The following is a 15,948-nucleotide window of genomic DNA, read 5'->3' as shown; positions in this document are numbered from 1 at the left end:
CCAGCCTTTCATTTAAAAGACGCTGCGGACCAATCCGCCGTCCGCCCGCAAGGCTGCACCATTGATCGGCGAGGAAAGCGGACTGCTTAAAAAGGTGACAAAGTGCGCGATTTCTTCCGGCCGAATCAGCCTTTGTATGATAGAGGTCGGCCGGTTTTCTTTCATAAACCGCCTTTCCGCTTCTTCGACCGTCAGGTTTTCATCCGGATAAAGAGTCTTCAGCATCGTTTCAACGCCTTCGGTTAAGGTTGAGCCCGGCATAACGGTATTGACAGTCACATTTGTACCCGTAGCAAGCTCTGCCAAGCTCCGGGAAATCGAAAGCTGCATCGTTTTTGTTGCGCTGTAATGCGCCATTTCCTGTGACGGCATAACCGCAGCTTCGCTCGCAATAAAAATGACCCGGCCTTCTTTTTTCTCGATCATGCTTTGCAAATATCTCCGCGAGAGCCTTACTCCGCTCATAATATTCACTTCGAAAAAGCGGAACCAATCCTCATCCGGAATCTCAAAATATTCCGCCGGCTCAAAAATTCCTAAATTATTAATGAGAATATCAACATGCGGGAACGCTGCTATTAGGTCTTGACACCCTTTCTCAGTGCCAAGATCATAAGGGGCCGGATGAAGAACAGCCTCGGGGAATTGGCCTTTCAATTCGTCTATTATTTGATTGACCTTGTCTTGCCGGCGTCCGTTAATGATGACAGACGCACCTTCTTTCGCAAGTGAAGCGGCAATCGCTTTGCCGATTCCGGACGTTGATCCGGTCACCAATGCTGTTTTTCCTCGTAAGTTCAGGTTCATCATGGATCCCTCCGTTTTCTTTTCAGTATAAACAGAACAATGTCATACAAAACATCATTCATGATTATGGAACAGAAGAACCCGAAACGGAAGTACGCACTTTAAAGTTATATAGGCACTTTTTTGTGCCCCCTCAGTTTAAAGAGGGGACCGTTTGTTTGACCAGGCAAAAAAAGCATCAAAAAACCGCCGTCTGTAAACGGCGGGCTTACTGTTTATGGGGAATTCAATCATAGCAAGTAACGGTGATGTATGTATCGTTCCCTTTAAACAGAACGAGTTCTGCTTTTTTGTTCGCGCCATCTGTAAAATCGCTGACATCGATCACCGGACTGTTGCTTTTCGGTCCGACGTAGATATTTTTTCTAACGATTTCGGGCGTGCTTCCCGCCCCGTCAACTTCATACAGCGTAAAAGTAAAGCCATAAAAGCTGTTGTTGTGAAAATAAAATTTCCCTCCGCCTGATTTAATGATCGGAGTCTGCGATGTCATGCCGTATGTGCCGATATTATCCCATACACCGGAACCTGCTGCAGACGCAGAAGAAAAAGGCAAAAGCAAACACGCCAAAGTGAGCAGTAAGGCACCGATTTTGCTGAATTTCATGATTGGTCCTCCTTTTTAGTCACTACACTGGGGATTGTATCATTCATCACAGATGAAAGAATGAGGCATTGTTCCCTGAAAAATTGGGTTTATCTTTTTCATATGATGCACTTTTTGCGAACGGCATCCATAAATTGTGCTTTTATTAAGAAAAAAGGCCGATCATGGTGCTGCGGCGCTGTAACAAATGAAGCTGATATCCCATGAAGGCCTCCGCGGTTTTTCGAGTTTTTTTCTTTTGAAATTGAAATAGACACTGCTAATGATTGACAACATTTTCAAACTGACTTAAACTTAGTTTGATGATTAAACTAAGTGTGTGCATAAGGAGTGGATGAAAGAGGGAGATCATTTTATGTTCTGATCAAAGCAACCTTCGAAATCTGATTCTTGCGAAATTGGAAAAAGGAGGTGATAAGATGACATAAACCTACAATCTAGTATTCGTGGTTGACGAGTGAAGCATCTGTCTCACTTCGGCTGAAAGGCCGTTTGCCAGGTTCAATGTATGCGCTTTCATAAAAACTTATCATAAAGCCGTTTTGAAAGGCTGTGGAGGAGGTAAGAATCATGACGGGTGGACATGTAAACCAAGTTAGTATGTATGAGAAATCCGGTTATGCTTCTGGAGATTTAGCATGTAATTTAATTTACACCACGGTTTCTACATATCTGTTATTTTTCTATACGGATGTTTATGGTTTATCAGCCGCTGCCGCTGGAACAATGTTTCTGATTGTTCGAATCATTGATGCGCTTGCCGATCCTTTTATCGGAACATTAGTAGACCGAACAAACAGCAGATTCGGGAGGTTTAGGCCGTATCTGCTGTTCGGCGCGTTTCCGCTTTCTGTACTTGCCATCCTCTGTTTTACAACCCCTGATTTTTCAGATACCGGAAAATTAATCTACGCTTATATCACGTATGTCGGTTTATCACTCACATATACAGCGATAAATGTTCCATACGGCGCATTAACCTCCGCGATGACGAGAGATAATCAAGAGGTCGTCAGCATTACTTCGGTTCGGATGGTCTTTGCAAATCTTGGCGGACTCATCGTATCTTTTTTTGTTCCTTTACTTTCTACTTATTTAGGTGATACGACAGGAAACACGGCTCTTGGCTGGCAGCTGACGATGAGCATGCTGGGGATAATTGGCGCCTGTCTATTAATCTTTTGTTTTAAAAGTACAAAAGAACGGGTCACTCTGCCAATGTCCGAAGAAAAAATTAAATTTTCCGATCTATTCGAGCAATTCCGGGTGAATCGTCCGTTAGTCGTTTTAAGCATTTTCTTTATCATTATTTTTGGCGTCAACTCGATAAGCAATTCCGTCGGCATCTACTACATGACGTACAATGTAGGCAGAGCCGATCTTGTGAAATGGTACGGCTTGCTTGGAAGCCTTCCTGCATTGGCCATCCTGCCGTTTATACCCCGAATCAATAAGTGGCTGGGAAAGAGAAAGCTATTAAATGCCGCTTTATTATTAAATATCATTGGACTTTTAGCCATTCTCATTGTTCCGCCAAGCAATGTGTTTCTGGTGCTCTTCTTTCGGGTCATTGCCGCAGTTGGAAGCGTGACGGCCGGGGGATATATGTGGGCGCTTATCCCTGAAACAATCGAATATGGCGAATATAAGACAGGGAAACGCTTGAGTGGATTGATTTATGCGATTATCGGCTTCTTTTTCAAGTTTGGCATGGCACTCGGCGGAATCGTTCCAGGACTCATATTGGAGAAGTTCCGCTATGCCGCAGGCCAGGTCCAAACACCTGAAGCGTTGACAGGGATATTATTAACGACAACTGTAGTTCCGGTTATTTTCCTTATATTGGCTATGATCGACATTAATTTTTACAATTTAAGCGATGAAAAATATGCAAAAGTCGTACGTGAATTAGAGAATAGAGATAAAGTGACTTGGACTCTATGAAGAATTTCAGTGGAAATATACATTTTAAAGACAACCGTGAGGAGGAATAAAGATGAAAATTATCAATCCGGTGCTTAAAGGTTTCAACCCGGATCCATCCATATGCAGAGTAGGGGAAGATTATTATATCGCAGTATCCACCTTCGAATGGTTTCCAGGAGTGCAAATCCATCATTCAAAAGATTTGGTGAATTGGCGTTTAATTGCACATCCGTTGCAGAGGGTTTCACAATTGGATATGAAAGGGAATCCCGACTCAGGCGGTGTATGGGCGCCTTGTCTAAGTTACAGTGAAGGAAAGTTTTGGCTTATATATACAGATGTAAAAGTTGTGGATGGAGCCTGGAAAGACTGTCATAACTATTTAGTTACTTGCGAAACCGTCGATGGAGATTGGGGGGAGCCGATTCAACTAAATAGTTCCGGCTTCGATGCTTCATTGTTCCATGATGTCGACGGAAGAAAATATTTGTTAAATATGCTGTGGGATCACCGGATCGGCCGCCATTCATTCGGAGGCATTGTGATGCAGGAATTTTCCGTGCGCGAAAAAAGGCTTATCCATCAACCGAAAATCATTTTTGAAGGCACAGATATTAAACTGACTGAAGCGCCGCACCTTTATCATATCGGGGATTATTACTATTTGTTGACAGCGGAAGGCGGGACCCGTTACGAGCATGCCGCCACAATTGCCCGTTCAAAACATATCGAAGGACCATATGAGATTCACCCCGACAATCCAATTTTAACGTCTTGGCACGAACCTCGGAATCCGTTGCAGAAATGCGGACATGCATCAATTGTGGAAACGCATACAGGCGAGTGGTATTTAGCTCACTTAACCGGGCGTCCTATTCATCCTGCTGATGACTCGGTTATTCACCAAAGAGGATATTGTCCTTTGGGAAGAGAAACCGCGATTCAAAAATTAGAGTGGAAAGACGGCTGGCCTTATGTGGCAGGCGGAAAAGAGGGGAGGGTGGAGGTGGAAGCGCCCCGCATATCTGAAACAAAATTTCCATCGACCTATCAGGAAGTCGATCAATTTGCTGATCGGACATTAAATATGAACTTTCAGACATTGCGGATTCCCTTTACGAAAGAATTAGGATCATTAACTGAAAGGCCGAATCATTTACGTTTATATGGACGTGAATCACTAACCTCCACATTTACCCAGGCGTTTGTAGCCAGGCGTTGGCAAAGCCTCCGTTTTACAGCGGAGACTGCTGTTGATTTCAACCCGGAGACCTTTCAGCAAGCCGCGGGACTCGTGAATTACTACAACACCGAAAACTGGACGGCTCTTCAAGTGACTTATGATGAAGACCTTGGGCGCATTTTGGATGTAACGATATGCGATAATTTTACATTCTCACAGCCGATAAAAGACAAAATTGTCATCCCGCGGGACATACAATATGTTTATTTAAGAGTAAATGTCGAATGGGAAACATATTATTACTCCTATTCTTTTAATAAAAAAGACTGGTATAAAATTGAGATCCCGTTGGAATCTAAAAAACTGTCAGATGATTATGTGCGCGGAGGAGGATTCTTCACCGGAGCTTTTGTGGGAATGCAATGCCAAGATACAAGCGGAGCACATCAACATGCCGATTTTGATTACTTTATGTACAAAGAGCTATGAGTCAACAAAATACCGCTCCCGACAATCGGGAGCGGTTCAAATTTGTTTTCTTCCCTTCCCATTTTAATGCCTCTTTCCTTCCTCGGTTAATTTAAAAGTTGTCATCCTCGCTCGCATTGGGGTAAGTGAAACGCAAAAGGAGCAGATGCATTATGAACCTTTCAAATTAAACTTCATTACTAAACAATGATTACAGAAGGTGTTCATTAATGAACATCCATAAGACAAAAGACCGGGGGATAGGCGCTCATTTTGCATGCATATGCTCTTTTTTGCTGGTGTCGATGAAAAATACAAAAAATTTATATTTTTCAAATTCCCACTTTACAGGTAGGTATAGTATAGATTATATTTAACAATAAAAATAAACCAATTGAAGTGGGAGGCCAACATGAAAAAGCTGATTGTGTTTGTCTTGATAGGATTATTTGCGCAGCTGATAGATGGCGCCTTAGGGATGGCGTACGGGGTGACATCGTCGTCATTGCTGCTTGCCTTCGGCATCGCACCGGCGGTTGCGTCAGCATCCGTTCACCTGGCGGAAGTCGTCACAACCGCGGCATCCGGTGTGTCGCATATAAAGTTTGGAAACGTTGATAAACAAACGGTCAAACGACTCGTCATCCCGGGATCACTCGGGGCATTTCTCGGCGCTTCCTTTTTAAGCAACATTCCGGGCGAGCTTGCGAAACCTTATATTTCAATATTTCTGCTTGTCCTCGGCGTGTATGTGCTCACTCGATTTCTATTCATGTTTAAAATAGGAGAGCAAAAAAGCGGTATCAGCCTTTCGAGAAAAAAAGCCGTTCCCCTGGGATTAATCGCGGGTTTTGCTGATGCAACCGGAGGGGGAGGCTGGGGGCCGATTGCCACTCCAGTTTTGTTATCCAAAAAAGGCGTCAGTGCGAGAAAAGTAGTGGGTACTGTTGACACAAGCGAGTTTGCTATTGCCGTTTCGGCAACGTTAGGATTTTTCATTTCTCTCGGCTGGGAAGAAGTCAATTGGCTGTGGGTTGGTGCATTGATGATTGGCGGAATTATTGCGGCTCCGATTGCCGCCTGGCTGGTGCAGAAGGTGCATGCCCGATTAATGGGCGTTCTGGTCGGCGGACTGATCATTCTCGTCAACACAAGAACGCTTGTCCATTCGTGGATCAATCAAACAGCATTATATCCGGCTATTTATATTGGAATCATCGCAGTTTGGATATCAGCTATTGTATATATTGTTGTAAAAATAAGAACAAGTGATCAAACTGCTCAAGCATTAAATCAATAATCTTGCGACGGCTTCAGATATCATGAGCGTTTTAAAAAAGATGCGGAAGTCGATAAGCAAGAGAAGGGAAGAACTTCAGGCCGTCAACAAACGAATACATTCCGATCGGACAACCGAAGGGCTCCTGTTAGACTGCCGTTCCTTGAAAAGGAACTGTAAACTAAGAGGACTTTTTATTTTTAAATTTACTTATAGCGAGATCGGCATAGCGCCGGTCTCAACTTGTTTTCATGCCTCTTTTTGCATTCCCCGTCTCATTTCTAAACAATGAATGCGGAAGGTGTTTATTAATGAACATCTCCAGCTTGATTGCCGATTGAATGCGGGTTTTCCTGGAATTATAATATTTGTGAATGAGTGGATGTGAATAGCCTAACGCACTATCGCGGTTTATCATTCCGGTGCAGGCTGTTATTTACAAAAATAGAGATGGAGGTAGGATGTATGTCTTCAAAACAAGAGGAGAGCTTCGCCATATTAACTGAGAGAGAATTGTCTTCTGCGGCATTTAAAGATGAAGCGTACGAATTTTACAAGCGATTACGCGCTTCCCGTCCTGTCTATCCCGTATCGATGGGGGATCTGGGCGAAGGCTGGCTCATTACGAGGTACGAGGATGCGGTCCATATATTAAAGGATGCAAGAATGAAGAAAAATTACGAAAATGTGTTTACTGAAGAAGAATTAGAGAACTTCTCCGCTCTGGAAAATGAAGAACCTTTATCAAAGCATATGCTCAACTCAGATCCCCCCGACCACGGCCGTTTGCGGTCTCTTGTACAGAAAGCATTTACTCCCCGGATGGTTTTACAGCTCGAGAACAGAATCCAAAAAATCGCTGATTCTTTATTGGATCAAGCAGAACCGAATCATTCCATGAATCTTGTAGACGACTTCGCTTTCCCGCTGCCGATCATTGTCATCAGCGAGATGCTTGGTATTCCGCTTGAAGATCGGCAAAAATTCAGAGTTTGGTCCCAGGCGGTTATTGATTTTTCTGACACGCCCGAAAGCCTGGAGGAATACAAGCATAAAATAGGCGAGTTTGCTGAATACCTGGAATATTTGGTTTGCAAAAAAAGGGACGAGCCGGCTGAGGATTTAGTCAGTGCATTAATTCAGGCAGAAAGCGAAGGAACGACATTAAGCATAGAAGAGCTGTATTCGACAATTATGCTCCTTATCGTTGCAGGACATGAGACAACGGTAAACTTAATAACCAATATGACCTTTGCCTTGCTGAACCACCCTGAGCAACTGGAAAAGCTTCATCAAAACGCAGATTTAATCGACTCAGCCATTGAAGAGGCGCTCAGATTTCACAGCCCCGTGGAATTGACCACTCTGCGCTGGGCGGCCGAACCGTTTACATTGCACGGGCAGGAGATGAAGAGAAAAGATGTGATCATCATTTCATTAGCCTCGGCCAACCGCGATGACACGGTCTTCCCGAATGCCGACCGCTTTAATATTGAAAGAAAGGATAACCGCCACCTTGCCTTTGGCTATGGCAGCCATTTTTGCCTGGGCGCACCGCTTGCCCGATTGGAGGCCAAAATTGCCATTCAAACCTTGCTGCGCCGCTTTGAACATATAGAGATCAAAGGCGAAAGGGAGCAGATCAAATGGAAAGGCAATTTTCTGATGAGAGCTTTAGATGAACTGCCATTATCTTTTTAAATGATTGGATTTGCGATCTGTCATTTCGGCCGAAGAAAAAGCATGGGATGTTTTCATCTTGAAAATAGAACATCAGATTATGAGACATTCATCTATTACAAGGTTCATAAAAATCGTACTCCCCGATATGACGGGGAGTACTCCTCTTGCCGGCTTAATCGTCTATTGTTATTCATGTTCGCTTTCACGAATGCCTCCTCTCATATTTTCCTCGCAAGTTTACTGCACAACAGCTTTAACTTTTCTTATTGATTTTAAAATTTGTAAGTTTCTTGTTTCTGTTTATAATTAGAAACATATGCTAATGTTCCGCCGCCTTAAAACTGATTAACAGATGAGCATTCCCGGAATGTTCCGTGAGACGTTTTAAAATATACTGGCTAAAGAAGAAAGGTGTTTTTAAACTTGAGAGGATTCATCAAATGGACAGGGGTGGCGATTCTGTGTATTGGCTTGATCGCCTGTACTTCAAACAAGAATGCTGAAAATGTTCATTACGCAAAAGACGACAGACAAACATTGGATATTTATACACCGCAAACAAACGAGGATGAAAAACATCCTGTTCTCATCTATCTTCACGGTGGAGGATGGACAAGCGGCGACAAAAGCAGGGCTGCTTCGAAGCCGGCATTGTTCACGGAAAACGGCTATGTTTTCGTATCTGTCAACTATCGGCTTCATCCCGATGTTCAGTATGAAGAGATGGCTGATGATGCGGCTAAGGCCGTTAAATGGGTGATGGATCATGCTGATGAATATCAAATCGATCCGTCAAAAATTAATGTTATGGGACATTCGGCAGGAGGGCACTTGGCCGCCTTAATTGCCGCAAATCCGTCATATTTAAATCGTGTCGGCCTCACGCCGGCCTCGCTCAATTCGATTGTGGTTTTAGATGGACCCTTGGATATGAAACGATTCATCGAAGCGATCCCGTCTTATAAAAAAGTGTTCGGCACAGACGAAAAGGTGTGGACAGAAGCATCGCCGCTCTCCTACATCAACAACTCAAAATTACCGCCTGCCTATCTTGTGACCCGCTGGGAAGACCCCGCCGTCTACAAATTCGCGGAAACCGTAAACAAAGCGAAAGCAACGGATTTTGTGTATCGGGTCAACAGCTTATCTCACAGTGATTTAAATAAGATGTTCGGCTCACCGGATGCGCCGGCAGAAGCACAGAATCTGACAAAAGCGGTTATGGCGTTTTTAGAGAAGGAAAATAAATAGACTAAACAGGCCGATTTAGCCTCCTATGCACTTGGTTGAAAGTGTATAAACAGCTGTTAAACTAGCAGAGAAAGGCCTGAATTTTAAATCCGGCCTTTCTCACACTTGTTACCCTCCTCACTCATAATGCATCAATCTGCAAAATCCCAAAATATAAACAAAACATTAATTAAATCAAGCCATTTGATTTAACAAATTTACGATACGATCATATAGAACTTGATGGTTGGGAGATTAAGAGCTAGGGGGATATGATGTGAGAATGAAACGATTAAGGATGAGGAAGCATTTACTGATAGCTGTCTGTTCTTTGGCACTTCTTCTAAGTTCTCTGGTTGTAGGCGATGCGAGCGCGGCAACTAAACCAACAACTGCAGCTTCGCCGCAGTCTTCCGGATTTTTCGTAGATCATTACAAAAATAATATCTCTGCTAATATGACGGTGGAATCCAATCCAGTCATCGGGGTGCTTTCCGAATTTAATAAACTTTGGATCCCCGGAAAGACGTGGAATGCCGGTACTAAACTGAACAGAAGAGTGTTGGATGCCAACATCCAAAAAGTCGTGGATATTGCTGAACACCGCATGATGTTTGAGGAAAATGCTGCATATTTTGATGATCGGAGGGGCCAGAGCTACAGTGTTATTGACGGCCTCGGGAAGCTTGCTGACGTCTATCGAATGAACGCGGGAGCGACGACAACGATCATCAGCATCCCGGCAGATGCCTCGATAAAAAAATATCATGATGAAGGAACCAATTCAGGCAGCACCAGTTCGGAACTTGGACATGTCGTGAGCTTGGTCAATACTTTACGCGGCAACTATTCTTCATCGAATCCGGCTAAAGGCTATTTCAATTATCCCCGTCCGTTTCGCTGGAAAGACAATTCGATCATTGTTCCAACGCTTATTCCCGTCATCAATCCTGATCCGAACAAAGACGGAGGTTTTCCAAGCGGACATACGAACGCCGCATATCTCAGCGCTTTTGCCATGGCCTATGCGATACCAGAGCGTTATCAGGAGCTGCTGACTCGCGCTTCTGAACTCGGTCATAACCGGATTGTTGCCGGTATGCATTCCCCGCTGGACGTTATGGGGGGGAAGGGTCATGGCAACAGCGTTGTCGGCTGCGATCCTGTCCGATCCCGACAATGAAAAATTGAAGAAAACGGCTTATGATGAAGCTCATCGTAAACTATTAACGCAAACCGGTACAGGCGAAGACAGATACAGCGATTATGAAACGAATAAAAAACAATATACGGAACGATTGACATATGGATTTCGTCAAATGAAGACAACCGCTAAACTAATGGCAGTTCCAAAGGGAGCCGAAGTCCTGCTGGAAACGCGTTTTCCTTACCTTGATAAAAAGCAGCGCCGTTTGATTTTAGCCACTACCGGTCTTCCGGCCGGCTATCCTGTTCTTGATGATGCGGAAGGATGGGGAAGGCTTAATCTCTTTTCCGCCGCAGATGGGTATGGTGCTTTGACCAAAGATGTTACCGTGAAGATGGATGCTGCCAAAGGCGGCTTCCATGCAACGGATCGCTGGCGCAACGACATCTCCGGCGCTGGAAAGCTGACCAAAAAGGGGACAGGCACTTTGAAGCTGGAAGGGAAAAATACATATTCCGGCGGTACACGGATTGATCAAGGGACGCTTGAGGGCGGTTCGGAGACAGCTTTCGGGAGAGGTGATGTTTCACTGGGAAGAGGCACCCTTAGGGAAGATGTGCCGGGAAAACTGATGATCGGGGGAGACTACAAACAATCTGCTGAAGGAATACTTGAACTTCATCTCAGCGGTAAAAAAGATCAGTTGAAAATTAAAGGAAAAGCAAGATTAAAGGGGACATTACGTCTCAATTTTACAGACAATTACGTTCCGGCTGATGGATCGGCGGTCATAACCTTCCGCAAGCGTCATGGCTCATTTTCTTCCGTCGAAACCAGAGGATTGCCAAGCAAGTATAAAGTGAAGATCATCTATAAGTCCAACAGTATTCAGTTGAAACTTGATCAAAAGGGGAGAAGCTGATCTTCATCATAAGCTGCAAGCTGGCGCTTACTGCCGCCAGCTTGTTTTTCGTTTTGACGAAGTCTATCTTGAACAGGAGATCTTAAAAAATAGTCGGCACCATTCCCCCGTCCATACGGATCGGAGACCCTTTAAATGCAGATGCATAAGGACTGCATACAAATGCCGCCAGTCTGCCGATTTCAATAGGTTTGATAAATCGCTGTATTTCGGATTGAGGCAGGTTTGTGGTCATGAATTTCTTCTCTTTTTCTGAAAAAGTCATTCCTTCATCAGGGTACATTCCCTCAATGATTTGCTTCACATTCTCAGAGAGCGTCGGCCCCGGCATGATCGTATTGACCGTCACTTCTGTTCCGATTGTTAATTTAGATAAGCTTTTTGACAATGATAATAGCATTGATTTTGTCATACAATACTGAGGCATCTGTCCTGAAGGCATCATCGCTTCTTCACTTGCAATAAAGATGATGCGGCCAAAATCACTTTTCAGCATTTTAGGCAAATAAAATTTAGTTAAACCGTTTGCAGCCAGAACGTTGGTGCGGAAGTATTTTTCCCATATTTCATCGTCAACGTCCTCATATTCCATGATTTCATAAATGCCCATATTGTTTATTAAAATATCGATTTGAGGGTATTTTTTAAATAAAGCTTCCCTTTGCCTAATATCCACGATGTCAGCCGCGGCGTTTTGGGGAGAGGTGGCAGGAAAAGCTGATTTTATTTCATTGACTGTTCGTTCTGCCTCTTCCTCATTTCGTCCGTTAATGAGGACATGAACACCTTCTTTGGCAAGTTCAATAGCGATGGCTTTTCCTATCCCTTTCGTCGATCCTGTAACTAAAGCTGTTTTGTTCTTTAATCCCATATCCATCAAACATTTCTCCTATTCTAGTTAAGTCCATTCAGCCGGGTTTGCTTACGCCAATTAGAAGGTGTCTCGCCTTCCCAGAGGCGGAAGGCCCGGTAGAACGAGTTCTGATCTTCATATCCGATCAGAAAGGCCACTTCTTTAATATCGAGCGAAGGGTCTGCCAAGTATTCCCGCGCCTGCTCATGTCTGACTTGGATCAACAGCTGTTTGAAGCTAGTGCCTTCATCAGTAAGCCGGCGCTGCAAGGTGCGGCCGCTCATTCCCAATTCGCCCGCGACAGTCTGAATGTCTGGGTGCCCTCCTGTGAGCGTGCGTTTCATGATCCACTTGACCACTTCAGTGATTGAAAGGCTATTTTGCTGATCATTCAACGATTGATCCAGCACGGGAGTCAGAATCTCCAGCAACTCTGCATTATACGAGACAAAGGGGCGGTCCAGATCTCCTCGATGCAGCGTCAGCCGATTCCGATCTGCACCGCTCCGGATACGGCAGCCGAAGTATGCTTCAAGCGCCTGCATGTCGCCCATTGGGTGTGCAAACTCGACCGACTTCGCTGTCAACGGCTGACCTGTACCCCGGCGCCCGAGTTCCAGAAGAAATGCCAGTGTAATGCCAATCAAGAGCGGCGGACCGGGTTGCTTATCATCCAACCATTCCAGTTCGATTGTGCAGTGCTCACTTTCCTCGGTGATACGCAAGCTTTCGGGAGGGCACAATTGTTTATAGCGGGCCATTCGCTTTAGCGCGTCGCGGTAGTCACGAGCATGGTAAGCCGCTAATACGGCTGGAGGGTAATGTGCCGGCTCAAAGCCGGTCGCAAGCTTGATGATTCCTTTGGAAACATCATCAACGAGATCGGAATACGTCTGCCAGATCGCGAGGTATTGGGCGGCGGTGACAACTGGTTCAGTCATCATGGTGAGCGGCAGCTGGGCTTTTCGGAGCACGTCAGAGGCGTTAATTCCTAAGTGACGCAATCCCGCCCAAAACCTGCCGGGAATTTAATTCGATTATGAGACATCATACGTATGAGCACTCCTTTAACTTTCTGCACCTTCGCTCACTTGGTCGTCATTCCATCCTGCCTTATTGGCGGGACAGTTATAACTTTACCTATCCATTGTCGGACTGTAACTAGCAAAGGACGACATTTAACTTGCCGATTACGCCGAACGTGTCAGCGTACGAAGACTGTGACAGGCAGGCGCCTGTATTCTATCATTACCTTCAAATAGGAGGGACAAGTATTATTGTTTGAATCTTCAATTGATGAATGCAGTCCTTAGATATAGGAAACAAGCCGGGAGGAAACTCCCGGCTGTAAAATCATCCCTTGCCAAACACGGGATTTCCTGTTTTCATCACATGTTTTCTCGTCATGAAAAAGAGGAGGGCGGCGACAAAAAACTCGGAAAGCGGCAAGGATAGCCAAACTCCCGTGACGCCAATAAACTTAGGCAAAATCCAAAGCAGGATGAGAAGGGACACGAAGCTTCGCAATATGATGATCAAAGCCGATGAGCCGGCCCGGCCAATGGATTGAAAGTAACTCATATAGACAAAGTTATAGCCAAGGAAGATATACCCGATAAAAAATAGGCGGATTCCATCGATGGCCAGCTCCTGGATTTCGGTTGATTCTATTCCGAATAAACCTACAAGGAACGGTGCAGCCACCCAACCGATAACGAGCAAAAGAATTCCCAGGATAACAGCGGTCTTCTCCCCAATCTTCATGCTGCTTTTGATTCGTTCGCTTTCTTCAGCACCATGATAATAGCTGATCATTGGCTGAAGCGCCATTTCAATGCCGAAGAAGGACAGGAACATAAACCCGTGAAGGTAGTTGATGACCGAGAAGGCAGCGACCCCTCCCGTGCCTGCCAATTCGGACATCGCCAGGTTATACCCTGTTACAAATATGAGGAGCCCGGCCTCCGCCAGAAAACTTGGAAACCCGATGGCAAAGATATGCAGAAGGGATTTCCGGGACCACTGAAACGCCAGCTTTCTCAGTTGCGCTTGACGGTTAAAGAAGTGCAGGGATAATACAAGCAGTCCGGCGAATCCGCCAAGCACCGTTGAAATCGCAGCACCTGTTACCCCCATGTTCAAAATCATGATTGTATAAAAATTCAGAATGATATTCACAATCGATGTTGTTGCAAGAGCTATCATCGAAAGCTTTGGACTGCCGTCATTCCTTACAAAAATACTTAAGACCTGTTCTAATGCGATGACCCAGCCGAATAAAAACATGATGTTTAAGTACTCTATGACGTAAGAAGAGGTGTCGGAGTTAGCGCCAAGCCATAGGGAAATGGCTTGAATATTGAAAAGCCCGAACACCCCTAAAAGCGCACTGATGATTAGTGTAGAGAAGAGAGCCAGAGAAAAAACGCTGCTTGCCTTTTGAGGACGATTCTCCCCGATGCTGATAGAGTACTTCGTTGCTCCGCCTATCCCAACCCACAGAGAGATGGCCATAATCAAAGAAATGACCGGATAGGAAAGGTTCACTCCAGCCAGTGCTGCGGTTCCAATCCCATTTCCAACGAATAGGCCATCAATTAAAATATTCGCTGACAACAAGAGTAATCCAAGCGTTGCAGGGATGAAATATTTAAAAAACACTTGATTAACTGGTAATTTCATTAGCTGCTGATGTGTTTCTGTCATCATGTATTCCTCCTATAATGAGCTACAGGAGTATTCTAAACCTTCAAGTTACTTGAAGGTCAATCAAAACTTTGTCACCGGAATTTGGATTAAAGTGACAAAATGATCGGACTCCTTGATGACAGCCTCATCAAGAACGGAAATCTCAACGGGGATTCCTTCAAGTTTATATCCTTTCTCTTTCAGCTGACGTAAAACAAGCTGATAACTTTTTCTCATGTCCTCGTAGGGGCCAATATGAGGATAGCTTGCATACAAACCTTCGTTTAAATATTCATTGCTGTTTTCGCCGTGCAGCAATTCAAATAAGCCGATGTATTTTACAGGTCCTTCTTGCTTCAAGCTTTCCATATCCACGATCGTTCCGATGTCTCCGGTGAAGAAGCCGTTATTCTCGATCGACTGGCTCGAAAGCGTTTCTCTATCCTTTAAATAGATGTCGTCGCCTTCCTCTATCAGATCGACAGGTTTGTCAAAATACAGATAGGAAACAGGCCGTTTTGGGAAATACTGAAATGTTAAAGCAGGATGACCGGCAAGTTTTATTCCTTCTTCGATTGTGGAAATTTTGTTTTCGATCCTCGCCGCACTGCGTTGGAGCCGGCAAATTTCCATCCTCACTTCCTCAAGCTTCTTCTTCAAAATATCCATCGTCGTTTCCGGAGTCCTTTTATCTAACTGATGCTGAATGTCTTTTAACGAAAATCCATTTTTCCTTAAAAAAATAATGGTATCCAGAACCTGAAATTGTTCAACACCATAATATCGATAGGATGTTTCAGGGTCAGTATACTTTGGCTTGAACAGTCCGATTTCATCATAGTAACGCAGAGTCGATGCGGGCAGCTTGAAAAGCCGTGCTACTTCTCCCACGCGGAATCGATTATTCACCATTTTTCACCTCATTTGTTGGTATGTGAACTTTTTTTAGGGTTATCGGATGTATATCTTAAGCCTACTATTGACATTAGGTGAAAATGCATGCCTGGTCAACAAGGAACCGCAGCCTCTAAAAGGGGCATTACGCCAAATGATAGATTTTCAAAAATAAATGAGGGCTTCATGATTGGAAGCCCTCATTTATTTTTCACAAACGTGAATTAAAGAAGCTCATTTCAGAGAAAAGGTTTGAATTGG

At 44.4% G+C, this 15,948-nt stretch carries 11 protein-coding genes and 1 pseudogene; 6 read left to right on the top strand and 6 right to left on the bottom strand.

From position 1 onward, the window contains the following. Positions 1-12 precede the first annotated feature (12 nt). Positions 13-807, bottom strand: coding sequence for an SDR family NAD(P)-dependent oxidoreductase (locus tag ACH97_RS12640; RefSeq protein WP_025811081.1), 795 nt, complete (start codon positions 805-807; stop codon positions 13-15). 226 nt (positions 808-1,033) lie between these two features. After that, on the bottom strand, positions 1,034-1,414 hold the full coding sequence (locus ACH97_RS12635; RefSeq protein ID WP_020452350.1) for a hypothetical protein: 381 nt from the start codon (positions 1,412-1,414) through the stop codon (positions 1,034-1,036). A 570-nt stretch (positions 1,415-1,984) separates the two neighbouring features. On the opposite strand from ACH97_RS12635, the gene ACH97_RS12630 reads away from it, so the two are divergent. The 6 genes and pseudogenes from ACH97_RS12630 to ACH97_RS12605 all read left to right on the top strand — a co-directional run bounded on the left by ACH97_RS12630 (position 1,985) and on the right by ACH97_RS12605 (position 11,252). Next, positions 1,985-3,358 (top strand): MFS transporter, encoded by a 1,374-nt coding sequence (locus ACH97_RS12630; protein WP_020452349.1) that lies wholly within the window; start codon positions 1,985-1,987, stop codon positions 3,356-3,358. 52 nt (positions 3,359-3,410) lie between these two features. Next, entirely contained in the window at positions 3,411-5,012 is a 1,602-nt protein-coding gene (gene xynB / locus ACH97_RS12625) for a xylan 1,4-beta-xylosidase (RefSeq protein WP_020452348.1), read from the top strand. A gap of 391 nt (positions 5,013-5,403) precedes the next feature. After that, positions 5,404-6,291: a sulfite exporter TauE/SafE family protein gene (locus ACH97_RS12620; RefSeq protein ID WP_020452347.1), complete on the top strand. Its 888-nt coding sequence runs from the start codon at positions 5,404-5,406 to the stop codon at positions 6,289-6,291. Positions 6,292-6,735: 444 nt separating this feature from the next. Then, a complete protein-coding gene (locus ACH97_RS12615; RefSeq protein WP_020452346.1) occupies positions 6,736-7,971 on the top strand; it encodes a cytochrome P450 family protein in 1,236 nt (411 codons plus the stop codon). A 405-nt stretch (positions 7,972-8,376) separates the two neighbouring features. Then, entirely contained in the window at positions 8,377-9,204 is an 828-nt protein-coding gene (locus tag ACH97_RS12610; RefSeq protein WP_020452345.1) for an alpha/beta hydrolase, read from the top strand. Positions 9,205-9,466: 262 nt separating this feature from the next. Further along, a pseudogene (locus tag ACH97_RS12605) lies at positions 9,467-11,252 on the top strand (phosphatase PAP2 family protein). A gap of 82 nt (positions 11,253-11,334) precedes the next feature. On the opposite strand, the gene ACH97_RS12600 reads toward ACH97_RS12605, so the two are convergent. The 4 genes from ACH97_RS12600 to ACH97_RS12585 form a co-directional block, all read right to left on the bottom strand. Beyond that, positions 11,335-12,129: an SDR family NAD(P)-dependent oxidoreductase gene (locus tag ACH97_RS12600; protein ID WP_020452343.1), complete on the bottom strand. Its 795-nt coding sequence runs from the start codon at positions 12,127-12,129 to the stop codon at positions 11,335-11,337. A gap of 17 nt (positions 12,130-12,146) precedes the next feature. After that, complete coding sequence (locus ACH97_RS12595; RefSeq protein ID WP_235442591.1) at positions 12,147-13,049, bottom strand: AraC family transcriptional regulator; 903 nt, start codon at positions 13,047-13,049, stop codon at positions 12,147-12,149. A 409-nt stretch (positions 13,050-13,458) separates the two neighbouring features. Beyond that, on the bottom strand, positions 13,459-14,814 hold the full coding sequence (locus tag ACH97_RS12590) for an MATE family efflux transporter (protein ID WP_048350538.1): 1,356 nt from the start codon (positions 14,812-14,814) through the stop codon (positions 13,459-13,461). A gap of 60 nt (positions 14,815-14,874) precedes the next feature. Next, a complete protein-coding gene (locus tag ACH97_RS12585) occupies positions 14,875-15,705 on the bottom strand; it encodes a MerR family transcriptional regulator (RefSeq protein WP_206761307.1) in 831 nt (276 codons plus the stop codon). Between the last annotated feature and the right edge of the window lie 243 nt (positions 15,706-15,948).

The organism is Bacillus paralicheniformis (assembly GCF_001042485.2).
Lineage (GTDB): Bacteria > Bacillota > Bacilli > Bacillales > Bacillaceae > Bacillus > Bacillus paralicheniformis.
The sequence above is the reverse complement of the archived record's forward strand: the minus strand, read 5'-3'. Positions and strand labels throughout refer to the sequence as shown.